A 26777-nucleotide genomic window follows, 5' to 3' on the forward strand; every position below is an offset into this window, starting at 1 on the left:
AAAAAATGAGAGAATATAATCCAAATGCCATCGAAAAAAAATGGCAAGAGAAATGGGATGAAAATGAAACTTTTAAGTCAGTAATTGATAAAAATAAGAAAAAATTCTATCCACTCGTAGAATTTCCTTATCCGTCAGGTCAAGGTCTTCATGTTGGCCACCCAAGACCATACACAGCTTTAGATATTGTTGCAAGAAAAAGAAGACTTCAAGGAGAAAATGTAATTTATCCTATGGGCTGGGATGCTTTTGGACTTCCTACAGAAAATTATGCTATAAAAAATCACATTCATCCTTCAATTGTAACAAAAAATAATATCGAAAATTTTAAAGCACAAATGAAATCTATTGGATTTTCATTTGATTGGTCCAAAGAAGTAAATACAACAGATCCAAATTATTACAAATGGACTCAATGGATTTTCATTCAATTATATAAAAATGGACTTGCTTATAAAAAAGAAATGCCAGTAAACTGGTGTCCATCTTGTAAGGTAGGACTTGCTAATGAAGAAGTTGTAGATGGAAAATGTGAAAGATGTGGGTCAGAAGTAACTCACAAAGTTAAAAATCAATGGATGCTAAAAATCACAGAATATGCCGATAGACTTATTGATGATTTGGACGAAGTTGATTATGAGGAAAAAATAAAAACTCAACAAAAAAATTGGATTGGAAGAAGCCACGGGGCAGAAATTAATTTTTCTTTAAAAGATAAAGATTACAAATTAGATGTCTACACAACAAGACCTGATACAATTTTTGGGGCAACTTATATGGTAATTGCACCAGAACATCCAATGCTTGAAGTATTTAAAGATGAAATTAAAAATTTGGATGATGTAAAAGAATATCAAGATTTTGCAAAGAAAAAATCAGATTTTGAAAGAAGTGAGCTTACAAAAGAAAAAACTGGCGTAATGCTTGATGGAATTTCTGCAATAAATCCTATAAATGGAAAAGAAATTCCAATTTGGATTTCTGATTATGTATTAATTTCTTATGGAACAGGAGCTATAATGGCGGTTCCTGCTCACGATGATAGGGATTTTGAATTTGCAAAAAAATTTGATATGCCAATTGTTCCAGTAATCGATACAGGCGATGAAGATTTGCCAACAACTTCAATTGATAAGGGGATTTTAATAAATTCCGATTTTCTAAATGGTCTATCTGTAGAAGAAGCTAAAAAGAAAATGATAGAATTTGTTGAAGAAAAAAATCTAGGTTCTGCGAAGGTAAATTATAAATTAAGAGATTGGGTATTTTCTAGACAAAGATATTGGGGAGAACCAATCCCAATGATTTATTGTGAAAAGCACGGATGGGTTGCTGAAAAAGAAGAAAATCTTCCAATAAAATTACCAGAAGTTGAATCTTATGAAGTAACAGATGATGGCGAAAGTCCACTTTCAAAAATTGATGAATTTGTAAATACTACTTGTCCAATTTGTGGAAAGCCAGCAAAAAGAGAAACTGACACCATGCCACAATGGGCTGGCTCTTCTTGGTATTATTTAAGATATACAGATCCAAATAATAATGAAGATCTTGCAAGCAAAGAAAGTTTAGATTATTACACACCAGTTGATTGGTACAATGGTGGAATGGAACACACAACTCTTCACTTATTGTATTCAAGATTTTGGCACAAATTTTTATATGATATAGGAAAAGTTCCAACAAAAGAACCATATCAAAAAAGAACTTCTCACGGAATGATTTTGGGAGAAGACCATCAAAAAATGTCAAAATCAAGAGGCAATGTTGTAAATCCTGATGATATTGTAAGAGATTATGGGGCAGATACCCTAAGATGTTATGAAATGTTTATTGGAGATTTTAGATCGACAGCTCCATGGTCAGACGAAGGGGTTAAGGGTTGTAGAAAATATTTGGAAAGAGTATTTAATCTTTATGATTTAGTTGAAGATGGCGACGAATATACAAAAGAAATTGAAATTTTAATTAACCAAACTATTAAAAAAGTTTCGCAAGATTATGAATCATTAAAATATAATACAGCAATAGCTTCACTTATGAGCTTGTTAAATGAAATGAGAAACATTGGAAAAATTACTAAAAAAGATTTCAAAACTTATTTGATTTTATTAAATCCAGTTGCTCCTCACTTAACTGAAGAATTGTGGGAAGAAATTGGTTTTGAAGGCGAATTAAACCAAACTAGCTGGCCAACTTATGATGAAAGTAAACTTGAATATGATTCAATCGAACTTCCTGTTCAAGTTAATGGAAAAGTTAGGGCTACAATAAAAATTGCAAAAGATGCAGACCAAGAAGAAGCTGTAACAAGTGCAGAAAATGATCAAAATATTCAAAAAAATATAGATGGTAAGGAAATATTTAAGGTAATATATGTACCAGGAAAAATATTAAACTTGCTTGTAAAATAATAAAAAAGGCTCTTGCAAAAAAATTAATGCAAGAGCTTTTATTTATACCTAGATTTTTGAATAAGTGAAATTATTTTTCTGATTTTTTCAGAAGAATTTAAGTCATCAAAAGATATTTTTTTAATATTATTAATTATTTCTATATTATTATTTGTAAAATTTTTGTAGTCAGAACCTGTTATAAAATCAATAAAGAGATTTTTTTCAATTTTTTCTATAGAAAGAATAAAAATTCCTTCTAAATCTTTTGTATTATTTAAATAAACTCCAAAATTATTTTCTCGTTCAAAACCATTTATCCAAACAAAATCTTTATCCTTATTTATTTTTAATCCCAAATCAATTATTTTATTAAAAATTTTCAAAAAATCATCGGCAATAAAATTATCATAGAAATTGGAAATTTTTATTTGCCCATAAGAATTTTTGATTTTCAAAGAAACTTCCTTGTTATTATAAAATTTAGCAAACAGAGATTTAAAAATATAAAAAGCTGTATTATACGATAAATTTTTTTCTCTGTTATTTTTGTCCAAAGAAAGAATTACAGATGATTTTTGGGGTTTATTTTTTATTGTATGAACTAAATTTCCATTTATAAACTCAACATCCAAAAGCACATTTTCCGAAATTTTTGGATTTTCATCTAATAAATAGGAAGAATTAGGCATAAAAATACTTCTGTCCAAAATTATTTTTGTTGTATCATCTTCGTATTTTCTTTTTACAATTTTGGCGCTTATTTGATTTATTTGTGGATGACTAATATATAACAAATCCTTCATAAAATTACCTCTAAATTATTATATCATATGTTATAATCATATTGGGAGAATCTTATGAGAAAAAAATTGTTTTTTTTACTTATTTCTTTAATATCTGGTATAGGAATTTTCACTTATTTTGAGGCTTATAATTTTTTGTTTGTGATTATAGGCTTATTTGTATGTGGAATTTTTCTTTTTGTAAAAAAATCTTCTCTTTCTTTTTTGTTTTTTGGATTTTCTCTGGGAATTTTTTTGGCATCTTTTAATTTTCATTCTTATAAGCTTGAAAAATATGATAATTTAGATTTAAATTTAACTGTTGTTGAAAAAATCGAAAGTGATGATTCTTATACTTATTATGTAAAAGCAAAAAATATGGATAAAAAAATAAATGAAAAATCTACTTTTATTTCTGATAAAAATTTTGAAATAGGAGATAGGCTAAGGGCAAATTGCAATATTTCCATGCCTTCTACAAACACCAATCCATATTTATTTTCTTATAGGAAGTATTTATTATCTAAAAAAATAAAAAGCAAGCTTGATATAAAATCTTTTGAAAAATTGGGAGAATCTTCTTCTGTTTTTTTAAAAATTAAGAAAAAATTTGATTTGTATATTAAAAAGATTTTTGAAAAAAATTTGTCTAAGGATTCTTTTTCTTTTGTAAAAGCTGTTATTCTTTCGGATAAATTTGAATATAGACAAGGTCTTTCGAAATTAGGCTTAGCTCATATTTTGGCGGTTTCTGGTCTTCACATTGATTTATTGATGGCTTTGTTAATTTTTTTATTGGTAAAAGCAAATATTTCATACAAGTACGCTTATCCAATTTCTTTGGGAATTTCTTTATTTTATGCCTATTTAATTTCATTTCCATTTTCGGTTTTGAGAGTTTTATTTATATACAGTTTATCTTATTTGGCATTTTTACTAAAAAAAGGCAAGGATACAGGAAAAAATCTCATTGTAGCCATGTTATTAATTTTACTGGCAAATCCTTTTGCAATTTTAAATTCTGGATTTATTCTTTCGTTTTTGGCAGGATTTGCAATTTATGAGATTTATCCAAAACTTGTAAGGGGAAAAAATTTCTCTTATTTAAAAAAATACATAATTTTTATTCTTTGCTTGCAAATAACTTTGGCTTTTCATGTGATTTACTATTATGGATATTTTAATTTGCTTAATTTTTTTGCGAATTTTTTGGTTGTTCCAATTTTTTCTATAAGTATGTACATAATTTTTGGGATAATTATTTTGTATCCAATATTTGGCGGATTGTTAGCTGGATTTTTCTTTATTTTGGATTTTTTGATAAAATCTATCATGGATATAGCAAATTTTTTGAGTACTTTTACAATTTTTGGCTTAGACTTTCCAAAAGAGTCAATCTTAATTAGTTTTTATTATTTAATACTTTTGTATATACTTGTGAAATTTAAAAATAAAAAACTAAGTGCAAAAAATTTTTTGGCGATTTCTATGATTATAGTGATTTTTTCTATTGTAAAAGAAAAAAATAAGCCGATTTCCTATCAAATGCTTGATATAGGGCAGGGAGATTTTTTTATTTTGGAAGATAAAGGCGATTTTTATTTGTTTGATTGTGGGGAAGTTTCTTACAAAAATTATTCATCAACTGAAAAAATAGCTATAGCTTTTTTAAAGGCAAAAGGAGTAAAAAAAATCAAGGCGGTTTTTATTTCTCATGAGGATAAGGATCATTCGGGTGCTTTGGAAAAATTGAAAAATGAATTTGAAATTGGCTCTGTAATTTCTAATATTTATAATAAAAATCTAGGGGAAAAATATAAATTTTTGGAAATGAAAGAGGGGAATATTTATAAGGGAAAAAATTTTAGCGTTGAATGTTTAGAAAATTTTTCTGGAGATGAAAATTCTAATTCTATGCCTCTTTTAATTAGGATAAATAATTTTAAAATTTTGACTATGGGTGATTTGCCAATGGAGTATGAACAAAAAGTAGCAAGAGATATTGATATTTTAAAAGTTTCCCATCATGGCTCAAGATTTTCAACTTCAAAGGATTTTGTAAATAAAACAAGTCCACAAGTTGCTTTAATTTCAGCTGGAAGAAAAAATACTTATGGACACCCATCAAAAGAAGTCTTAGATAATTTAAAAAATGTTAAAATATACAATACTCAAAAAGATGGATATTGTAAGATAGAATTTTACAAAAATTCATATAAGGTAAAAAAATATGTGAAAGGAGGATTTTTTAGATGAATTATAAGGAATTTATGACTGAACTTTTTTCAAAAAAAAGCAAGGGAATTTATCTAATTGATTCGAAAGAAGAATATCTAAAAGAAACAATTATAGATCAAGCAAAGGATTTAATTTCTTTTCCTGACTTTAATTATATAGAAATCAAGGGCAAAAAAAGCCTTGAGGACATAAAAACTGCCATTGATACATATCCAATAATGGAAGATAAAAAAGTTGTGATTTGGAGAAATATCGACTTATCTAAAAATAATATAAAAGATTATGAGGAAATTTGCAATTTGATTATTGAAGATATAGAAAATTTAGCAGATTTTCTGACATTTATAATAATATCTGATGAAACTGTATTTAAAGGAAAATTTTACAAGGCAATCAAGAAAAATGGAAATATTGTAGAAATTGATAGGCTAAATAATAATGAACTTGTTTCTTTTATTGGAAAAAGATTTGTAAAAAATAATAAAAAAATCAAAAAATCTTATATAAACGAAATAATTGATAGATTTTCATATCTAAATAAAAATTCGCAAATCGACCTTTATGAAATTATAAATACAGTTGATAAAATTATTGCAAATTCTGATAAAAGCGAAGTTTTATTGGAAGATGTTCACGACCAATTAGACCAAGTTTTAGATTTAAATATTTTTAATCTCACAGATGCTCTGTCAAAAAGAGATACAAAAACTGCCATGAACACATATTTATTTATGGCAAAGGATATGGATGAAATATTTAAAATTTTTTATATGATAGTAAGACATATTAGAAATTTAATTGGAATAAAAATTTTATCAAAAGATTCTTACAATGATTCCTTTATGCAAAAATCTTTGGGTATATCAAATTTTGAACTTAGAAAAGATAAAAGTTTTATTGGGAATTTTACTTTGGATGAATTATTTGATTTGCAAGATTTTTTATATACTTGCGACTTAAAACAAAAAAGCGAAGATTTTGATATGAATTTAAATATGTTAATTTTTATAGAAAAATTTTCAAAATAAAAAAATCGACTCATTCTAATCTTGGCGACTTTTCTAAGTCGCAAGTTTGAATGAACCGACTAAAAATTAAGCGTTTAATGAATTTAATTTTTTAGCTAATCTTGAAGTTGTTCTACTAGCTTGATTTTTGTGAATTATGTTTTTAGCTGCTGCTTGTTTTACTTTTTTATCAACAGTTTTGAAAAGTTCATTAGCTTTTTCGCTATCATTATTTGCAATAGCTTCTTCAAATTTTTTAACATAAGTTTTTATTTCAGATTTTGCTGATTTATTTCTAGCAGTTTGTTTTCTTGTTACATCAATTCTTTTTATTGCTGATTTAATGTTTGCCATTTTTTCACCCCCAATTTATATCGACTGATTTATTTTACCATAAAACTATATTTATTACAAATCTTTATAAATTTTAAATATTAAAATATTTGGAACTTTTGAGATATTCGTTTATAATTATAAAATGAGAGAGGTGTTATATGACAGAAAAATCTAATGATTTAGAATTTCTTGATTGGATAAAAACAATACTTTTGGCATTGGCAATTGCTTTTGTTATAAAAATTTTTATAATGGATGCAACAAAAGTTGAAGGAAATTCTATGCTAAATACATTACATAGTGGCGATATGCTATTTGTTGACAAAGTTTCAAAACATTTTAAGGGATACAATAGGGCAGATATTGTAATAATTAATGCTCCAGACCAAGAAAATACTTTGTATATAAAAAGAATAGTTGGTATGCCAGGAGATAATATAGAAGTTAAAGATGGAAATGTGTATGTAAACGGAGAAATCTACGAAGAAAATTATATAAATAACGAAGAAACCCTAACGACAAATGAAAATTCATCTTGGGAAGTTGGCGAAGGAGAATATTTTGTTATGGGAGATAATAGACTTCCAAATGCAAGCAATGATTCAAGAAATTTTGGTCCGATTTCCGAAGAAAAAATTGTAGGGCATGCATTTTTAAGATTTTTCCCAATTTATGATATAGGATTTGTAGATAAGGAAAACAGATAATGAAGAAAAAAGAGAATATTAGAAATTTTTCTATTATTGCTCATATTGACCATGGAAAATCTACTCTTGCAGATAGACTTATAGAAAAAACTGAGTCTGTTGCAAAAAGAGATATAAATGATCAAATGCTAGATAGCATGGAGCTTGAGCAAGAAAGAGGAATAACCATAAAATTAAAATCAGTAAAGTTAAAATACAAGGCTAATGATGGAAAAATTTACGATTTAAATTTGATTGATACTCCAGGCCATGTTGACTTTACTTATGAAGTTTCAAGATCACTAAAAGCTTGCGAAGGAGCAATTTTGGTTGTTGATGCTTCCCAAGGAGTTGAAGCTCAAACTTTGGCAAATACTTACCTTGCACTTGAACAAGATTTGGAAATTTTGCCAGTTTTAAATAAAATTGACCTTGAAAGTGCAAGAGTTGAAGAAACAAAAGAAGAAATAGAAAATCAAATTGGTCTTGATACAGAAAATATTCCCTTAATTTCTGCAAAAACTGGTTTAAATATTGAAGATGTACTCGAAGACATTATAGAAAATATTCCAGCCCCAGAAGATCATGATGACAAACCATTAAAGGCTTTGATTTTTGATTCATATTATGATTCATACAGGGGAGTAATTTGCTATGTTAGAATTTTTGAAGGCAGCGTAAAAGCAGGCGATGAAATTTTGATGATGGCAAGTGGAAAATCCTACGAAGTAACTGGCGTAGGATATACTATGAAAAATAGAATTGAAACCAAAGAATTAAAAAGCGGAGATGTAGGATTTATTGAAGCAAGCATAAAAGATATTAGAAATGCAAGAGTTGGTGATACAATTACCTTAAAAAATAATCCAACACAAAAAGCACTTTCTGGCTACAAAGAAGTTTTGCCAATGGTTTATTCTGGAATTTATCCAGCTGAAGGAGAATCATTTAACAAATTAAAAGATTCATTGGAAAAGCTTCAAGTAAATGATGCGTCTTTAGTTTTTGAACAAGAAAATTCACAAGCTCTTGGCGTTGGATTAAGGTGTGGATTTCTAGGTCTTTTGCACATGGATATTATTACAGCAAGACTTGAAAGAGAATATGATTTAGATATAATCGCAACAGCACCATCAGTAATTTATAAGGTAAAAACAAAAGGACACGAAGAAAAAAAATTAGAAAATCCTAATGATTTTCCTCCACCATCAGAAATAGAATATGTAAAAGAGCCAATTACAATTTCTGAAATTATGACTCCAAAAGAATATATAGGACCAGTTATGGAACTTGCTCAAGCAAGGAGAGGAGATCTTATAGATATGTCATATATTGACGAAAATAGGGTTTCAATAAAATATAAAATTCCTTTAAATGAAGTTATTTATAACTTTTTTGATTCTTTAAAATCAAGATCAAAAGGATATGCTTCGCTTGATTATGAAGTTGTGGATTATGAAGAAAGTAATTTAATAAAACTTGATATAAAAATCAATGAAGATAAAGTCGATGCTCTATCTACAATTGTTCACAAAGATTTTGCCTATGCTAGGGGGAGATCAATTGTCGAAAAATTAAAAGATCAAATTCCAAGACAACAATTTGCAATTCCAATTCAAGCAACAATCGATTCAAAAGTTATTGCAAGAGAAACCGTAAAAGCTTTGAGAAAAGATGTAATTGCAAAATGCTACGGTGGAGATATATCAAGAAAGAAAAAACTTTTAGAAAAACAAAAAGAAGGAAAGAAGAGAATGAGACAATTAGGAAGCGTACAAATTCCACAAGATGCCTTCCTTGCTGTTTTGAAATATGATGATGAATAAAAGTTAGGATAAGTCCTAACTTTTTATTTGCAAAAATTTAAGGAGAAAATATGGAAAAAATTGGAATCTATATTCATATTCCTTTTTGTAAGAAAAAATGTTTTTATTGCGATTTTACAGCCTTTCAAAATTTAGAATCTTGGATTGATTCGTATTTTGAAAATTTAAAAAAAGAAATAATCTTGTACCAAAAAAATATGAACGTAGAAGTCGATTCTATTTATATTGGTGGAGGTACACCAACTTACGTTGATTATCATTATATAATTGAGCTTGTAGAAATTTTGAAAAATTTTGATTTAAGTCATGTAAAAGAATTTACAATTGAGGCAAATCCAAATTCTTTGACTTTGGAGAAATTAAAAGCCTACAAGAACTTGGGAATAAATAGAATTTCTCTTGGTGTCCAATCTTTTGATGATAAAGTTTTAAAAAGAATTGGTAGAGACCATAATAAGGAAATTGTCCTAAAAGATATAGAAAATATAAGAAAAGCAGGTTTTGATAATCTTTCTTTGGATATGATTTTAAATCTGCCGGGTGGAAATTTTGATTCTATAAAAAATGATTTGGAGATAATAAAAAAAATAAATCCAGAACATTTATCTTATTATTCTTTAATTCTTGAAAAAGGTTCACATTTTTATAGTCTTTATAAAAAAGATAAACTTAAACTTATGGATGATGATTTGGAAAGAGATATTTTTTCTTATATAGAAAAATATTTAAAAGATATAGGATTAAATAGGTATGAAATTTCTAATTTTTCAAAAAAGGGCTTTGAATCCTACCACAATAAAAAATATCGGTCAGAGGGTGGATACCTTGCCTTTGGACTTGGTGCATCTGGATTTTTGTCAAATGTAAGATATAAAAACGTAAAAAATTTTGTAAAATATGAAAACTTAATCAAACAAGGAAAATTTCCAATAGAATTTAGGGAATTTATTTCAAAAGACGAAAGAGAAAAAGAATATATAATTTTTAAATTAAGAGAAGTTGAAGGAATTAACTTAAAAGAATTTGAAAATATTTTTGGGCATTCTTTGTTAGAAAAGTATAGTGAAATAGTTGAAAAATTTTATAAAGAAGGGTTTTTTGAAATTGATCAAAATTTAAGATTTACTCACAAGGGTTTTGATTTATCAAATGAATTTTATATTGAAATAATATAACTTGCAAAAAGAAATTTACCTAGTATATTATAATTAGCAGTCAGATAATTGGAGTGCTAAATGAGGTGAAAATAATGAACGAGAGAAAGAAGATGATACTCTTTTCCATTATAAACTCATACGTTAATCTTGGAGAGCCTATTGGTTCAAATTCATTACTTAATGAATATTCTCTAGATATTTCGTCTGCAACAATTAGAAATGAGATGAGCACTCTTGAAAAAATGGGGCTTTTAGAAAAAGCTCACACATCGGGAGGAAGATACCCATCTGATAAAGGTTACAGACTTTATGTAAATAATTTATTAGAAAATTCATTAAATGAAAAAGAAGATGAAAATTTAGAAAAAATTCTTGATAAAAGATATGGCAATGTTTCAAAAATTGTGGAGACTGCAACACTGCTTCTTTCAAAAATGACAAATCTTACAGCTGTTTCTTATACTATAAGAAATAATATTACTAAAGTCATAAATTTGGAGCTTTTAAAAATTAATCCTAACATGCTTTTGTTTATAGCTGTTTATGATAACGGAAGTTTAATAAGCGATAGAATTTATATTAATGAGAAAATTGATGATGAAAAATTAATAGAAATTTCTAGGACTTTAAAACAAAACATCGAAGGCGAAAATTTAAAAGACCTTGCAAAAATTTTTGAAAAAATCAAAAATTCTGGCTTTAAGCAATATGAGAATTTGTTAGATATTTTGGAGAAAAAAATCAATAATGATTCTTTAAGTGATTTGACAAAAGAAGTTATTATAAAGGGACTAGGCAATATTTTTAATTTCAAAGAATTCGAAGATCCAATTAAGGCTAGAGAGTTTATTAAGATATTTGATAGTAAGGAAAGAATTTGGGAATTGATTGAAAATTCTAACAACGAATTACAAATTACTATTGGTGATGAAAATGAGATAAATGAATTGAAAGATAATACAATCATAACTTCACATTTTAATTATGACAAAGACATTGTAGGCCAAATTGGAATTATAGGACTTACAAGAATTGATTATAAGGAAGTTATTTCTGACATCAAACTAATATCAGATTTACTTAGCAAATAATAAGGTAGGTGTTTAAGGTGGACAATGAAAAAAAGCATGATGAAAATGTTGAACAAGAAGAAAATATAGATGAACAATTAGAAGAAATTGATGCTGAAATAGTTGATGAAGAAGGTAATGTAGAAAAAGATTCATCAGATGATAATGAATACAAAGAAAAATACCAAAGACTATTGGCAGATTTTACAAATTTCAAAAAAAGAGAAGAAAAAGCAAGAGCAGATTTTAAAAAGTTTGCTTCATCAAATTTAATCGAAGAACTTTTACCAGTTTTAGATAATTTTGACAGAGCACTTAAAGATCAAGACGAAGAAGATTCTTTTGTCCAAGGCATAATGATGACAAGAGATTCTTTGTGGAAAGTTTTGGAAAAAGAAGGACTTGAAGAAATCGAATCTGATGGAGTAGAATTTGATCCAAATTTCCATCACGCTTTTCAAACAGAAGAAAACGAAGATTTTAAATCAAATTATATTATAGAAACCTATCAAAAAGGATACAAACTAAATGATAGAGTTATAAGACCAAGCATGGTTAAAGTTGCAAAATAGGAGGAATTAATATGGCAAAAATTATAGGAATTGATTTAGGAACAACAAACTCAGCAGTTGCCGTTATGGAAGGTGGGGATTCAACAATAATCCCAAATACTGAAGGAAACAGAACAACACCATCAGTTGTAGCATTTACAAAAGATGGAGAAAGACTTGTTGGAGAAACTGCAAAAAGACAAGCAATAACAAATCCAGACAGAACAATCTCATCAATCAAAAGAGAAATGGGATCAGATTTTAAAACAAATGAAATTGATGGAAATTCTTACACACCAGAAGAAGTTTCAGCAATGATTTTACAAAAATTAAAATCAGATGCAGAAAGTTATTTAAATGATACAGTAACAGATGCTGTAATTACAGTTCCTGCTTACTTTACAGATGCTCAAAGACAAGCTACAAAAGATGCTGGAAAAATTGCAGGCTTAAATGTAAAAAGAATTATAAACGAACCAACAGCAGCAGCACTTGCTTATGGAATGGACAAAGAAACTGATCAAGCAAAAATTATGGTTTACGACCTTGGTGGTGGTACATTCGACGTTTCAATTCTAGAAGTTGGCGATGGGGTTTTTGAAGTTTTATCTACAAGAGGAAACAATAAATTAGGTGGAGACGACTTTGATAATAGATTAGTTGAATATCTTGCAGCTGAATTTAAAAAAGAAACTGGTGTAGATTTAACAAAAGATCTTACAGCTATGCAAAGATTAAAAGATGCAGCAGAAAAAGCTAAAAAAGAATTATCATCAACAAAAACAACAAATGTAAATTTACCATTTATTACAGCAGTTGATGGACAACCAGTTCACTTAGACTTAACAGTTACAAGAGCAAAATTTGATGAATTAACTCACGATCTTGTTGAAGCTACAAGAGGACCAGTTGAAGATGCATTAAAAGATGCTTCTTTATCATCAAGCGATATCGAAAAAGTATTACTTGTGGGTGGATCATCAAGAATTCCTGCAGTTCAAGATTTAGTTAAAAATATAATTGGAAAAGAACCACAAAGAGATATAAACCCAGATGAATGTGTTGCACTTGGTGCTGCAATTCAAGGTGGAGTTTTAACAGGAGAAGTTAAAGATTTATTACTTCTTGACGTTACACCACTTTCATTAGGAATTGAAACTCTTGGTGGAGTTGCTACAAAATTAATCGAAAGAAATACAACAATTCCAACTAAAAAATCTCAAATATTTACAACAGCTGCAGACGGACAAACTGATGTAGATATTCACGTTGTACAAGGTGAAAGAGAAATGGCAGCAGACAATACCACTCTTGGTAGATTCCAACTTACAGGAATTCCTGCAGCAAGACGTGGAGTTCCACAAATCGAAGTTACATTTGATATAGATGCAAATGGTATTGTAAATGTATCAGCAAAAGACCAAGGAAGTGGAAAAGAACAAAAAATTACTATCACATCATCAACAAACTTAACTGATGAAGAAATAGATAAAAAAGTAAAAGAAGCTGAAAAATTTGCTGAAGATGATAAAAAGAAAAAAGAAAGTATTGAAGTTAAAAACAATGCTGAATCATTAGTTTACCAAGCAAGAAAAACTCTTGAAGATGCAAAAGTTGAAGGAAGCGAAAAAGATAAGATTGAAGAAAAAATCAAAGATCTTGAAGCTAGCATTAAAGCTGACAATACTGAAGACATCAAGGCAAAAACAGAAGCTCTACAACAAGAAATCTACTCAATGAGCGAAGCAATGTATAAAAACGCTCAAGCAAGTCAAGAAGGTCAAAACGCTGGAAAAGCAGATGACGATGTAGTTGATGCAGATTATGAAGTTGTAGATGACGACGAAGAATAAAAATAAATAAAATTTGAAGAATAGGAAGCCTTGCTTCTTATTCTTTATTTTTATTTTAAATTTTAAAATATAATTTAATTTTTTTATCAAAGTGGTATAATAGTTGAGCTTAGATAAAAAAATAAAATTATAAATTAAGATACTACAAATAAATTAGCAATAATTTATTTTTTTTATATTGGAGGATAAATGAAAGACCCTTATGAATTATTAGAAGTTGACAAAAATGTCACTGATTCTGAATTAAAAAGAAAATATAGGAAACTTGCAAAAAAATACCATCCAGACTTAAATCCGGATGACGAAGAGGCCCAAGAAAAATTTAAAGAAATTTCAGAAGCCTACGAAATTTTATCTGATCCACAAAAAAAACGTCAATATGATACTTACGGAGCAGCTGCATTTGAAAATGGTGGAGCTGGCGGATTTTCTGGCGATTTTGGGGGATTTGGAGATATATTTGGGGACATATTTGGAGATATTTTTTCTCAAGGAAGAAGTCAAAATAGAAAAAGACCAAGAAAAGGATCTGATATTCAACAAGTTGTAAAATTAACTTTCAAAGAATCAGCTTTTGGAATTTCTAAAGAAATTCAAGTAAGAAGAGAAGTTGAATGTGAAACTTGTAACGGCAAAGGTGCAAAAGATGAAAGTAAAATTAAAACTTGTCCTAAGTGTAATGGAACGGGCGTTATAAATAATATTAGCCAAACTCCATTTGGAACTGTTTCTCGCCAAACAACTTGTGATAATTGCCATGGATCTGGAGAAATTATTGAAGAAAAATGTCCAGATTGCCATGGAACAGGAAGAAAAATTAAAAATGAAAAAATAAAAATTGATATACCATCAGGTGTTGAAAATGATTCTGTAATGAGAGTTGTTGGAAAGGGAAATGCTGGAGAAAATGGTGGTTCTTATGGAGATTTGTATATAATTTTAAAAGTTGAAGAACACGAAATTTTTAAAAGAGATGGACTTGATATTTATTATGAGATGCCAATTTCTTTTGCAACAGCAGCTTTGGGCGGAAATGTAGAAGTTCCTACTCTTACAACAACTCAAGAATATCATATCCCAGCAGGAACTCAAACAGGAAGTAAATTTAGAATTAAAAATGAAGGAATAAAATCTGATAGGTTTAAAAGACAAGGAGATCTTTATTTTTATGTAAAAGTTATTACTCCAACAAAATTATCCAAAGAACAAAAGGAAAAATTAAAAGAGTTTGCTGAAATATCTGGCGATGAGGTAAAAGAAGACAAGAACTTTTTTGAAAAATTAAAGGATTTGTTTGATTAATGAAAAAAACATTTAATATAAAAACTTTAGGATGTAAAGTAAACCAATATGAATCAGAGGCCATAGAAGAATTATTTAAAAAGAGAGGATTTGAAAAAAAAGAAGAAAATGCTGATATTTATGTTATAAATACTTGCACAGTAACAAATATGAGCGATAGAAAATCCAGACAAACTATTTCAAAAGCTAGAAAAGAAAACAAAGATGCAGTAATTGCAGTTATTGGTTGCTATTCACAAGTAAAGGCTGATGAAGTAAAAAAAATTGATGGCGTTGATATAATTTTGGGTTCTAGAAATAAAGAAGAAGTGGTTGACCTTTGCGAAAAATTTATAAAAAATAATAAAAAAATGGAAGATGTAGAAGAATTTTCAATAGGAGAGGCAATTGAAGATTTGGAAATTTCAAACCAAGCTGATATGACTCGTGCTTATATAAAAATCCAAGACGGTTGCAATATGTATTGCTCATATTGTTTGATTCCTTATGCAAGAGGAAATATTGCATCAAGAGATTTAGTTTCGATAATTGATGAGGCAAAAAGACTTAGGGACAATGGATATAAAGAAATTGTTCTAACAGGAATTCATGTTGCAAGCTATGGAAAAGATTTTGATTTGGATATTTCCCTAATAGATGTGATTGAACACATTGCAAAAATTGATGGGATAGAAAGAATTAGATTATCATCAATGGAGCCAAGACATATTGATAGGGAATTTTTACAAAGAATGAAAGATACAAAAAAAGCCTGTGATCATTTTCATTTATCCCTCCAATCGGGTTCTGATGATGTTTTAAAATTAATGAATAGAAAATATACCACAAAAGTTTTTAAAGAAAAAGTAGATTTGATTAGGGAATATTTTCCAAATGCAGGACTTACAACAGATATAATTGTAGGTTTTCCAAATGAAAGCGAAAAAAATCACGAAGAAACTAAAAACTTTGTAAAAGATATTAAATTTTCCAAAACTCATCTTTTTAAATATTCAAAAAGAGATGGGACTAAGGCTGCTAGTATGAAAAATCAAGTTGATGGAAACATTAAAAAACGTAGGTCAAAGGAATTATCTGAAATTGAAAAAGAAATTTCTCATGAATTTTTAGATAAGCAAATTGGAAAAACTTTATCAGTTTTATTTGAAACAAAAACAGAGCTTGATGGATATAGGTCAGGATATTCTACAAATTATTTAAGGGTTCATAGCAAAGACAAGGTAGAAATTAATGAAATAAAAAATGTAAAAATAACTCAACGAATAGATGATTATTTGATTGGAGATATTGTAGATTAAAAATTTTATAAAAATTTTAAAAGGCTATTGCAAAATTATAAAAAAATAATTTTTTGTAATAGCCTTTTTATATTTGGAGCTGGAAACAGGACTTGAACCCGCAACCTTTTGTTTACGATACAATTGCTCTACCGATTGAGCTATTCCAGCATATAAATTTATTATACGAAAATTTAAAATTTATTCAATATAGATAGATTTCAATTTTTTTTTATATTTGGTATAATTATTTCAAAGGTGGTAATATGAATAATTTAAATTATGATGGAATATATGATATTTTAAACAAAATGAATTTGCCATTAGTAATTATAGTTTTAATTTTAGGACTTGCTATTTTGTTTTTAATATCAAAAATTTTAATAAAGGCTGGTTTATTTTTATTAGTAATGACCTTTATTTTCGATTTTATTATGAGGGTTTTGCCGATAAATATTTACCAAAATTATCCTAGCATTAAGCTTATTATAAATATATTGTATGCTTTGGGATTTTTTATTTTTGCCTATAAAAATATAAAAAGAATAATGAAAAATAAGAGAAAAAAAGAGCTTTTTAAAGATAAAAATCCAGTAAAAAAACAAAAGTCTGATAAAAATCCTATAAAAAGTTTTTTCGCATACACAGGCTCACTTCCATTTTTGATTATGCTTTTATTAAATGTATTTAATCCTGGAGGTGGAATTTATAAAAATATTTTACACTTACTTACAAGCCTATCTTTTTTATTTATGGTATTTACAACATTATACAATACATATAAAAGAGTTGATACATTTAAGGGAAATACAGGCAGAATGAGGTTTGATGATTTAAATATTCCTTTTAGAAAAAATTCTCAAAACAAAAGCAAAAATTCAGATAGAAAAGTTTTGAAAAAAGAAGAAAATGAACAAGTAGAGGATGATTTAGAAAAAACTCAAACAAAAAGATTAAATTTGAAGGATATAGATAAAAAATTAAATGAAAATATAAATGAAGAAATAAATTTATATGATTTTAGAGATAAAATGAATCAAAATGATTTGATTAATCTTATAAATGACAAAAATAGCAAACTTGTTACAATGATTTCTTTGACAAATTTAGCTGATGGAGTGAAAAAATCTTATAAATCAGACAAGTGTAAAGCTGATATTAGACAAGATGATGAATACAAGCTTGATTTGGAATTTGAAAATTTCAATGATTATGATTATGGAAGATTTATTGATTTGCTTTTAGATTATTCAAAAAATAGATCAAAATATAAATTTCAACTTGATTTGATTCCACAAAAAGCAAAAAATTCAAAGGTAGTATTTTATGATCCATCAAACCTATATGAGCTTGATAGGTCATTTGGAAATGAATTTCAAGGAAGAACAATTTCTATGAATTTCCCAAAATATAAAATAAATTATATAACAGAAAATTAAATTAAAGCTGGTGAAAATTATTAATCAATAATGGTTTTTGCACCAGCTTTTTTATTTTTTTAAAAAAGAGTATAGTATATTTGTATCTATATAAATATATTAATTAAAAAATATAGGAAATCTCCTATATTTTTGTGATTTTAGATTGAATTAGTGAGGTAATAATGGAAATATCAAAAATTCTTTCCGATGAATTGAATATTAATCAAAAAAGTATTGATGAGGTTATAAAATTATTAGATGAAGGCTCTACTGTTGCTTTCATTGCAAGATATAGAAAAGAAAAAACTGGTGGCTTAAAAGATACTGAAATTAGAGATATTGAAAGTGGACTTACAAGGCTTAGAAATTTTGAAAAAAGAAAAGAAGAAATTCTTACTTCTTTGGAAAATCAAGAAAAACTTGACGATGAATTAAAAGAAAAAATTGAAAAGGCAAAAACTTTGACTGAGCTTGAAGATATATATGCTCCTTTTAAGAAAAAAAGAAAAACAAGAGCTGATAAGGCAAAAGAGCTTGGTCTAATGGAGCTTTTGGATGAAATTTTGATGAATGCAACAAGCGAAGAAGAAGGACTTCTTCTTGCAAAAAAATACATAAAAGAAGGCATTGAGGATGAAGTCGATGCTATAAATAAATCTTTAGATATTTTGGCAGAAGATGTTGCAAATAATATTGAGGCCAAAAATATTATTAGAAGAGATGGGCTTGTTAGGGCAAGAATTTTGGCAGAAAAAAAAGAAGATGAAGATTTAATTTATGAAAATTATTATGGTTTTGATGAGAAAATTAAAAATTTAAAGCCTTTTCAAATTTTAGCCTTAAATAGGGCAGAAAAAAATGGTGACTTGACTGTAAAATTAGAATTTACAGATAATTACAATCTAACTTTAATCAAAAATCTTTACAAATCCAATAATGATTATACAGAATCTTTGATAAGAAAAGCTATTGAAGATTCATACAAAAGGCTTTTGATTCCTACAATAACAACTGAAATAAAAAATAAACTTACTGAAAATGCCGAAAATGAATCAATTAAAGTATTTTCAAAAAATTTGAAGCCATATATTTTACAAAGACCTATCAAAGATAAAAATATAATTGGCCTTGATCCGGGTTTTAGGACAGGTTGTAAGGTTGCTGTTATTGATAAGCACGGAAAATATTTGGATCAGGCTGTAATTTATCCAGTAAAACCTCACTCTAAAGAAAAAGAATCTATTGAGATTTTAAAAAATTTAATTAGTAAATACGATGTTGATATAATTGCTTTGGGAAATGCAACTGCAAGCAGGGAAACTGAAATTGTTGTAAATAAATTATTAAAAGAAGTTGATGGTGTTTCTTATGCAATTGTAAATGAAGCAGGAGCTTCTGTTTATTCTGCATCAAAGCTTGGGGAAGAAGAATTTCCAAATCTTGATGTTACAATTAGAGGTGCAGTTTCAATGGCAAGAAGACTTCAAGATCCTATGGCAGAGCTTGTAAAAATTGATCCAAAACATTTGGGCGTTGGACAATATCAACATGATATAAATCAAAAAAAATTAGACGATGAGCTTGAAAAAGTTGTAGAAGATAGTGTAAATGAAGTTGGCGTCAATATAAATAATGCATCTTACAAATTATTATCTTATGTTTCTGGATTAAATTTAAATCTTGCAAAAAGAATAGAAGAAGATTTTAAAAATGGTGCGATAAAAGAAAGAAAAGACTTAAAAAAAGTTAAAGGTCTTGGAGATAAAACTTATAAGATGGCAGCAGGATTTTTGAGATTTCCCGACTCTCCAAATTTTTTGGATAATACAGCAGTTCATCCAGAAAGCTACATTATTGCAAAAAAACTTGTAGATTATAATTTGGATGAAATTGATTTAGAAAAATGTGCTGACGAACTTGAAGTAGGTGTTTTAACCTTAAAAGATATAATTGAAGAATTAAAAAAACCAGGACGTGATCCAAGAGATGAACTTCCAGAAGTTGTTACAAAAAGTGAAATTTTATCAATAGATGATTTGAATGAGGGAGATATTTTGGAAGGAACTGTAAGAAATATAACAGAGTTCGGTTGCTTTGTTGATATTGGAGTAGGAATTGATGGACTTGTTCATATATCAAATATGAGCGATAAATTTATAAAAGATCCAAATGAGATTGTTACAAATTCTGATATAATAAAAGTAAAGGTAATAGAAATTGACAAAAAAAGAGAAAGAATTGGTTTGTCAATGAAAAATTTAAAGGAGAAATAAATGTTTGATTTTTTTAAAAAGAAAAAAAAGGAAGAAAAAATCGTATCTATAGCAAGTCCAGTAAAAGGAAAAGTTGTAAAATTAGAAGAAGTGCCAGATCCAGTTTTTGCAGAAAAAATGGTAGGAGATGGATTTGCAGTAGAACCTGAAAATGGCGAAGTTTTTGCCCCGGTAAGTGGAGAAGTTACTTTACAACCAGAAGGATACCATGCGATCGGAATAAAAACACAAGAAGGACTTGAAGTATTAGTACATTTTGGACTTGAAACTGTAGAATTAAAAGGCGAAGGCTTTACTCCTCATGTTAAAGTTGGAGATATGGTTAAAAAAGGCGATAAGGTATTGTCAGTAGATATTGAAAAAATAAAAGACAAAGTGCCTTCAATAATTACACCTTGTATTGTCGCAAATTTGGAAGAAAATATTTTATCAGAAATAAATTTTGATGCAAATTGTGGCGAAGAAGTTCAAAAAGTTACAATCGTAGAATAATTGATTAAAAAAACTAAGTGTGATAATATTTTTAAGGATAAAAATTTAAAAAGTGGAGGATAAATGAGATTATCGAATTATTATATGCCTACATTAAGAGATGATCCTCAAGATGCAGAAACACAAAGTCACAAGCTTTTGGTAAGAGGAGCTTTTATTAGAAAAACTTCATCAGGAGTTTATTCCTACTTGCCATTAGGAATGAAAGTTATAAATAAAATTGAAAATATTGTAAGAAAATCTATGGAAAAATATGATTCCATAGAAGTTTCAACTTCAGTATTACAAAGTAAAGATATTTGGGAAAAATCTGGTAGATGGCAAAATTTTGGACCGGAAATGTTTAAAATAAAAGATAGACACGACAGAGAATTTTGCCTTGGACCAACTGCCGAAGAACAATTTACAAATTTAATTAAAGACGAATTAAATTCATATAAGCAGCTTCCATTAAATTTGTACCAAATAGTTTCAAAATTTAGGGATGAAAAAAGACCAAGATTTGGAATAAATAGGTCAAGAGATTTTATAATGAAAGATGCTTATTCATTTGACGTTGATATGGAAGGCTTGGAAAAATCTTACCAAAAAATGTGGGATGCTTATGTAGAAGTTTTTGATGCCTTAGACCTTGATTATAAAATTGTTGAGGGAGATTCTGGAGCTATGGGTGGAAATATAAGCCACGAATTTATGGCACTTGCAGAAACAGGAGAAGGCGAAATTTTTTATACAGAAAATTCAAATTATGCAGCAACTGATGAATCTGCAAAATTTTTCCTAGAAATTGACGAAAATGAAGAAGAAAAAGAATTAGAATTAGTAGAAACAAAAGATGCAAAAACAATTGAAGAAGTTTCAAATTTTCTAAAAATAGATGAAAATAAATGTGCCAAAGCTGTAGATTTATTAGTCCAAGGTGAACCTGTTTTCGTTATTGTTCCAGGAGATAGGGAATTAAATATGGCAAAATTAATTTCTTATTTACAAGTCCCAGAACATGAAATAGAAATGATGGATGATGAAACAATAAAAAAAATTACTGGAGCAGAACCGGGTTTTACAGGTCCAAAAGATTTAAAAGAAGATGTAAGAGTAATAGTTGATAAATCAATTACAAGATATAAAAATATTGTAATTGGAGCAAATAAAACTGATCACCATTATATAAATGCAAATTATAAGAGAGATTTTGATGGGGAAGTTTGCGAAGATTTATTGACAGCAAAAGAAGGAGATCTTTCACAAGATGGAAAAGAAAAACTTCAACTTGCTCGTGGAATAGAAGTAGGAAATATTTTCCAATTGGGAACAAAATATTCCGAAAGTCTTGAGGCTTATTTCTTGGATGAAAATGGAAAACAAAAACCATTTATAATGGGCTCTTATGGAATAGGAATTACAAGATCAATTTCTGCAATTATTGAGCAACATTACGATGAAAATGGAATAATTTGGCCAACAAAAGTTGCCCCATTTGAAGCTTGGATAACTCTTGTAAACAAAAACAATGAAGAGCAAAAAGAAATAGCAGAAAAAATCTACAATAAATTATTAGATGCAGGCATTGAAGTAATGCTTGATGATAGGAAAGAAAGAGCTGGAGTTAAATTTAATGACAGAGACTTGGTTGGAGTTCCTTATAGAATTACTGTAGGAAAAGATTCAAAAGATGACATGGTAGAATTTTCAAAAAGATCTGATATGGAAAATTTAAAAATGCCAACAGATGAAGCTATCGAAAAAATTATATCTTCAATAAAAGACGATTTATGCAAATAGTTGATTATAAAATTTCAAAAGAATTTTTAAAAAAGATATTAGTTGATAATAAAAAAATAATAGCCCTATTTCATGCAAATTGGTCAAGCTCTTCGAATTTAATGAAAAAAAACTTTTTAAAAGAAGAAGAAGACTCATATAAAAATATAAAAAAAATGATTATAGACATTGATAAAAATAGGGAATTAATCAAAAAATTGGGTATTAATCAAATACCATCTTTAGTTTCTATTACTAAAGATAGTCTAAACGAAAATGATTTTATAATAAATTCATTAAGGAGTATTTAAGGAGCAAATATGTTAGTTAATGCAAAAGAAATGTTAGATAAGGCTTATGAAAATGGTTATGGAATTGGACAATTCAATATAAATAACCTTGAATGGACAAAGGCAATACTTGAAGCTTGTCAAGAAAAAAAATCAGCAGTTATTTTGGGAGTATCAGAAGGTGCTGCAAAATATATGGGTGGATTTAATGTAGTTAGTAAAATGGTTGAAGGACTTGATAAAGATTTAAATATCACAGTACCAGTTGCCCTTCACTTAGACCATGGTTCATACGAAGGAGCTAAAAAAGCACTAGATGCAGGATTTACATCAATAATGTTTGATGGTTCAAGCCTACCAATAGATGAAAATATAGAAAAAACAAAAGAAATTGTTGAGTTATGTCATTCCAAAAATGTTTCTGTAGAAGCAGAAGTTGGTGGAATCGGTGGAGAAGAAGATGGAGTTGTTTCTGCAGGAGAATTAGCAGATCCTGAAGAATGTAAAAAAGTTGCATCACTTGGCATTGATTTCTTAGCAGCAGGAATTGGAAATATTCACGGAGTTTATCCAGAAGATTGGCAAGGACTTAATTTTAAAAGACTTGAAGAAATCAAAGAAGCAGCTGGAAAAATTCCTCTAGTTTTACACGGAGGTACAGGAATTCCAGAAGAACAAGTTAAAAAAGCTATCGAAAGAGGAGTTTCAAAAATAAATATTAATACTGAATGCCAAATAGTATTTACAGAAGCTACAAGAAAATATTTTGAAGAAGGTAAAGATAAAGTTGGCAAGGGATTTGACCCAAGAAAAGTATTAAAACCAGGTTTTGAAGCAATCAAAGATAAGGTTAGAGAAAAAATAGAATTTTTCGAATGTGAAAATTCAGCAGAAAAATAAAAATAAAATCGGAGCCTTTTGGCTCCGTATATTTTTATTTGTAAAGGAATAATATGGATATAAATATAAATGATTTAGATAAGCTAAAGTTAGATGAACTAAGAGAAATTGGAAAAAATCTTTCTATAAAATCTCTTTCATCTTACAGAAAAAATGAGCTTGTAGAAATAATTAAAGAGGCATATAGCAATAATAAAAATTTTGAAAATAAAGAAAGTTCTAGCAATGATTTAGATGATTCAAATGAAAATTTTGATCTTGGAGAAAAATTTAATTGCGAAGGACTCTTAGACCTTCACGAAGATGGTTTTGGATTTTTAAGAACTGAGCTTTATGAATCTAGCAATGATGATATATATGTTTCTCCTAAGCAAGTTAAAATGTTTAGACTAAAAACAGGTGATTTTATTAAAGGAATTGCCAGAGTAAAAAAAGATAAAGATAAATTTTCTCCCTTAATTTTCGTATCAGATGTAAATGGCTTAAAGGCAGCAGATGCTTTTAATAGGTCAAATTTTGAATCACTCACACCAATTTACCCAAATCAAAAATTAAAACTTGAAACAAGCAAAGATAAAATTTCTCAAAGAATAATAGATATTATTGCGCCTATAGGAAGAGGACAAAGAGGTCTTATTGTATCTCAACCAAAAGCTGGTAAGACTACTTTGATTAAGGATATTGAATATGCTCTTGAAAAAAACTTTGATGATTTAAAGATTTTGGTTTTATTGATTGATGAAAGACCAGAAGAAGTTACAGATTTTAAAAGATTTGTAAATCAATACAGAGATAAAGATAATGAGCTTACAAGAACAGAAGTTGCAGCATCAACTTTTGATAAGGCTCCTCAAAATCATATTTATATGCAAGAGATGGTTCTTGAAAGAGCAAAAAGACTTGTGGAAGATAATAAAGATGTTGTAATTTTATTAGATTCAATTACAAGGCTTGCAAGGGCTTATAATATTATGACTCCACAATCAGGAAGAACTCTTTCTGGTGGACTTGATCCTTTGGCTTTAATTGGTCCAAAGAAATTTTTTGGAGCTGCAAGAAATATTGAAAACGGTGGATCTCTTACAATTATTGCAACAGCCCTTGTCGATACAGGATCAAGAATGGATGATATGGTGTATGAAGAATTTAAGGGAACTGGTAATATGGAATTGCATCTTGATAGAAAGCTTGCCCAAAGAAGAATTTTCCCAGCCATTGACATAGAAAAATCATCAACAAGAAAAGATAATTTATTATTGAACAACAAAGAGCTTGAGGCAGTTTATAAACTTAGAAATTCTGATATGAAAGATAAGATAGATTTCACAAATGAATTAATTAATTTAATGGCAAAATGCAAATCAAATGATGAATTTGTAGAACTTATAAATAAAACTTACAAAAATTAGCCATAAATTTATTATATAAGTTATAATGAAGATGTAATAAATTAAGTTAGGAAATTTTATGAAAGTTAAAGCAAAAACTATAATAAATATTACAAGTATTCTTATAATTTTAATTTCTATTTACTTAGGCTACAAGGGTTATAAGATGGGAATATTTACATCAGTTGCAAGTCTTCAAAAATTTTTGCAACAATATGGGATTTGGGCTCCACTAATTTTTATGATTTTGCAAATAATCCAAATCATAATTCCAGTTATACCAGGTGGAATTACTACAGCTTTTGGAGTTGTTATGTTTGGACCTTTGTGGGGCTTTGTTTATAATTATATTTCCATTTGTCTTGGTTCTATTATAGTATTTTTAATTTCTAGATTTTTTGGTAAGGAAGTTGTCCTTGCAATTTTTGGCGAAGAAAATTTTAAAAAATATGATAAGTGGTTAAACCACGAAAAATATGATAAATTTTTTGCTTGGGCTATTTTACTTCCAGTGGCTCCTGATGATTTTTTGTGTTATTTTTCAGGACTTACTGATATGAAGTTAATAACTTTTGTAAAAATAATTATTTTTTGTAAGCCTCCTTCAATATTTATTTATTCGATGGGACTTGTTTTGGGAATCAAAACAATATTTAAAAGTTTTGCTTGAAAGATAAATATTCCTATGGTATAATCATTATTGCTTATTGAAAGAGACAAGAAGAGGTGTTTATATGAAAAAAGAACTACATCCAGAATACCACCAAGCAAAAGTTACTTGCACATCATGTGGTAATGAATTCACTGTTGGTTCAACAGAAGAAGAAATCAAAGTTGAAGTATGTTCACAATGCCATCCATTTTATACAGGAAAACAAAGATTTTCTGACCGTGGTGGTAATGTAGAAAAATTCAATAAAAAATATGGAAGAAATAAATAAGGTTAGGTTTCTAACCTTATTTTTTATATGTATTTATGAAAATTAAAGATATTTTAGAAAAAAACAATAATGATTTGATAATTGCTCTTACATATTTATTAAATACAAACAAAAATTTATTGTTTCTTAATAAAGAAGAAGCTTTAGATGAAAAAATAGAAAATGAATTAAAAATAATTAATGATAAAATAAATGAAGGTTATCCACTCCAATATGCAATTGGCAAGTGGAATTTTTATGGTTTAGATTTATTAGTAGATAAAAGAGCTTTAATACCAAGGTATGAAACAGAAATTTTGGTAGATCTTATTATTAATGATAATTCAAATAATAAAAAAATTCTTGATATAGGCACAGGAAGCGGAGCTATTTCTCTTGCTCTTTCAAAAAATCTAAAAGATTCTAAAATTATTGGAGTAGATATATCAAAAAATGCTATAGACCTTGCAAATGAAAATAAGATTAAGTTAAATATTAATAACGTAGAATTTAAAGAAAGTGACATTTTTTCAAATATAGATGATAAATTCGATATAATAGTTTCAAATCCACCTTATATTAATAAGGAAGATTTTGAAAAATTAGATAAGAAATTATATTATGAACCTCAAAATGCTCTTTTTGGTGGAGAAGATGGTTTATATTTTTATAAGAAAATAATAAAAAATGCAAAAAACTTTCTAAATAAAAATGGTAAAATATATTTAGAGATAGGTTATGATCAAAAAGATTCTATAAGTAATTTATTAGAAGAATATGGATATAAACAAATAAAAGCCTACAAGGATTTTAATGATTTTGATAGGATAATTAAAGCTTGTATCTAAGGA

The 26777-nt window shown here is 28.0% G+C and carries 23 protein-coding genes and 1 tRNA gene; 21 read left to right on the top strand and 3 right to left on the bottom strand.

The window, feature by feature from the left end; genetic code table 11:
• Positions 1-5: 5 nt before the first annotated feature.
• Positions 6-2414, top strand: coding sequence for a leucine--tRNA ligase (gene leuS, locus HMPREF2782_RS00465; RefSeq protein ID WP_070640003.1), 2409 nt, complete (start codon positions 6-8; stop codon positions 2412-2414).
• A gap of 38 nt (positions 2415-2452) precedes the next feature.
• On the opposite strand, the gene HMPREF2782_RS00470 is transcribed toward leuS, so the two are convergent.
• On the bottom strand, positions 2453-3199 hold the full coding sequence (locus tag HMPREF2782_RS00470) for a hypothetical protein (protein ID WP_070640006.1): 747 nt from the start codon (positions 3197-3199) through the stop codon (positions 2453-2455).
• Between the two features lie 54 nt (positions 3200-3253).
• Between HMPREF2782_RS00470 and HMPREF2782_RS00475 the strand changes: the two genes are divergently transcribed.
• Both HMPREF2782_RS00475 and holA read left to right on the top strand, forming a co-directional pair.
• The gene (locus tag HMPREF2782_RS00475; RefSeq protein ID WP_070640009.1) at positions 3254-5434 is read left to right on the top strand and encodes a DNA internalization-related competence protein ComEC/Rec2; all 2181 of its coding nucleotides are present in this window, start codon (positions 3254-3256) and stop codon (positions 5432-5434) included.
• Positions 5431-6444, top strand: coding sequence for a DNA polymerase III subunit delta (gene holA, locus HMPREF2782_RS00480; protein WP_070640012.1), 1014 nt, complete (start codon positions 5431-5433; stop codon positions 6442-6444). The genes HMPREF2782_RS00475 and holA overlap by 4 nt, the downstream gene beginning before the upstream one ends.
• A gap of 66 nt (positions 6445-6510) precedes the next feature.
• On the opposite strand, the gene rpsT is transcribed toward holA, so the two are convergent.
• Positions 6511-6777 carry a 30S ribosomal protein S20 gene (rpsT, locus tag HMPREF2782_RS00485; RefSeq protein WP_004839050.1) on the bottom strand — a complete coding sequence of 89 codons (267 nt, stop codon included), beginning with the start codon at positions 6775-6777 and terminating at the stop codon, positions 6511-6513.
• Between the two features lie 140 nt (positions 6778-6917).
• On the opposite strand from rpsT, the gene lepB reads away from it, so the two are divergent.
• The 8 genes from lepB to mtaB all read left to right on the top strand — a co-directional run bounded on the left by lepB (position 6918) and on the right by mtaB (position 16502).
• The gene (lepB, locus tag HMPREF2782_RS00490; RefSeq protein ID WP_070640015.1) at positions 6918-7466 is read left to right on the top strand and encodes a signal peptidase I; all 549 of its coding nucleotides are present in this window, start codon (positions 6918-6920) and stop codon (positions 7464-7466) included.
• Entirely contained in the window at positions 7466-9271 is a 1806-nt protein-coding gene (lepA, locus tag HMPREF2782_RS00495) for a translation elongation factor 4 (RefSeq protein WP_070640018.1), read from the top strand. Before lepB ends, lepA begins: the two co-directional genes overlap by 1 nt.
• A 50-nt stretch (positions 9272-9321) precedes the next feature.
• The gene (gene hemW / locus HMPREF2782_RS00500; protein WP_070640020.1) at positions 9322-10446 is read left to right on the top strand and encodes a radical SAM family heme chaperone HemW; all 1125 of its coding nucleotides are present in this window, start codon (positions 9322-9324) and stop codon (positions 10444-10446) included.
• Between the two features lie 74 nt (positions 10447-10520).
• The gene (gene hrcA, locus HMPREF2782_RS00505) at positions 10521-11519 is read left to right on the top strand and encodes a heat-inducible transcriptional repressor HrcA (RefSeq protein ID WP_070640023.1); all 999 of its coding nucleotides are present in this window, start codon (positions 10521-10523) and stop codon (positions 11517-11519) included.
• A gap of 17 nt (positions 11520-11536) precedes the next feature.
• Complete coding sequence (gene grpE / locus HMPREF2782_RS00510) at positions 11537-12070, top strand: nucleotide exchange factor GrpE (RefSeq protein WP_070640025.1); 534 nt, start codon at positions 11537-11539, stop codon at positions 12068-12070.
• 11 nt (positions 12071-12081) lie between these two features.
• Complete coding sequence (gene dnaK, locus HMPREF2782_RS00515) at positions 12082-13902, top strand: molecular chaperone DnaK (protein ID WP_019117483.1); 1821 nt, start codon at positions 12082-12084, stop codon at positions 13900-13902.
• Positions 13903-14091: 189 nt separating this feature from the next.
• Entirely contained in the window at positions 14092-15204 is a 1113-nt protein-coding gene (gene dnaJ / locus HMPREF2782_RS00520; protein ID WP_070640029.1) for a molecular chaperone DnaJ, read from the top strand.
• Positions 15204-16502: a tRNA (N(6)-L-threonylcarbamoyladenosine(37)-C(2))-methylthiotransferase MtaB gene (gene mtaB / locus HMPREF2782_RS00525; RefSeq protein ID WP_070640033.1), complete on the top strand. Its 1299-nt coding sequence runs from the start codon at positions 15204-15206 to the stop codon at positions 16500-16502. Before dnaJ ends, mtaB begins: the two co-directional genes overlap by 1 nt.
• Before the next feature lie 74 nt (positions 16503-16576).
• On the opposite strand, the gene HMPREF2782_RS00530 is transcribed toward mtaB, so the two are convergent.
• A tRNA-Thr gene (locus tag HMPREF2782_RS00530) sits at positions 16577-16652 on the bottom strand.
• A 95-nt stretch (positions 16653-16747) separates the two neighbouring features.
• Between HMPREF2782_RS00530 and HMPREF2782_RS00535 the strand changes: the two genes are divergently transcribed.
• The 10 genes from HMPREF2782_RS00535 to prmC all read left to right on the top strand — a co-directional run bounded on the left by HMPREF2782_RS00535 (position 16748) and on the right by prmC (position 26774).
• On the top strand, positions 16748-17920 hold the full coding sequence (locus tag HMPREF2782_RS00535) for a hypothetical protein (protein WP_070640037.1): 1173 nt from the start codon (positions 16748-16750) through the stop codon (positions 17918-17920).
• 164 nt (positions 17921-18084) lie between these two features.
• Complete coding sequence (locus HMPREF2782_RS00540; RefSeq protein ID WP_070640040.1) at positions 18085-20175, top strand: Tex-like N-terminal domain-containing protein; 2091 nt, start codon at positions 18085-18087, stop codon at positions 20173-20175.
• Positions 20176-20667, top strand: coding sequence for a PTS sugar transporter subunit IIA (locus HMPREF2782_RS00545; RefSeq protein ID WP_070606003.1), 492 nt, complete (start codon positions 20176-20178; stop codon positions 20665-20667).
• Positions 20668-20730: 63 nt separating this feature from the next.
• Positions 20731-22449, top strand: a complete 1719-nt coding sequence (locus HMPREF2782_RS00550; RefSeq protein WP_070640044.1) for a proline--tRNA ligase — start codon at positions 20731-20733, stop codon at positions 22447-22449.
• Positions 22440-22739, top strand: coding sequence for a thioredoxin family protein (locus HMPREF2782_RS00555; protein WP_004839036.1), 300 nt, complete (start codon positions 22440-22442; stop codon positions 22737-22739). Before HMPREF2782_RS00550 ends, HMPREF2782_RS00555 begins: the two co-directional genes overlap by 10 nt.
• A gap of 9 nt (positions 22740-22748) precedes the next feature.
• Complete coding sequence (gene fba, locus HMPREF2782_RS00560; RefSeq protein WP_070640047.1) at positions 22749-23618, top strand: class II fructose-1,6-bisphosphate aldolase; 870 nt, start codon at positions 22749-22751, stop codon at positions 23616-23618.
• 53 nt (positions 23619-23671) lie between these two features.
• Positions 23672-25027, top strand: coding sequence for a transcription termination factor Rho (rho, locus tag HMPREF2782_RS00565; RefSeq protein ID WP_070640049.1), 1356 nt, complete (start codon positions 23672-23674; stop codon positions 25025-25027).
• A gap of 58 nt (positions 25028-25085) precedes the next feature.
• Entirely contained in the window at positions 25086-25676 is a 591-nt protein-coding gene (locus HMPREF2782_RS00570) for a TVP38/TMEM64 family protein (RefSeq protein WP_070640051.1), read from the top strand.
• Between the two features lie 64 nt (positions 25677-25740).
• Positions 25741-25947: a 50S ribosomal protein L31 gene (rpmE, locus tag HMPREF2782_RS00575; RefSeq protein WP_004839030.1), complete on the top strand. Its 207-nt coding sequence runs from the start codon at positions 25741-25743 to the stop codon at positions 25945-25947.
• 35 nt (positions 25948-25982) lie between these two features.
• A complete protein-coding gene (gene prmC, locus HMPREF2782_RS00580; protein ID WP_070640052.1) occupies positions 25983-26774 on the top strand; it encodes a peptide chain release factor N(5)-glutamine methyltransferase in 792 nt (263 codons plus the stop codon).
• Positions 26775-26777: the final 3 nt, after the last annotated feature.

Source organism: Anaerococcus sp. HMSC068A02 (genome assembly GCF_001811125.1).
Classification (GTDB): Bacteria; Bacillota; Clostridia; order Tissierellales; family Peptoniphilaceae; genus Anaerococcus; species Anaerococcus vaginalis_C.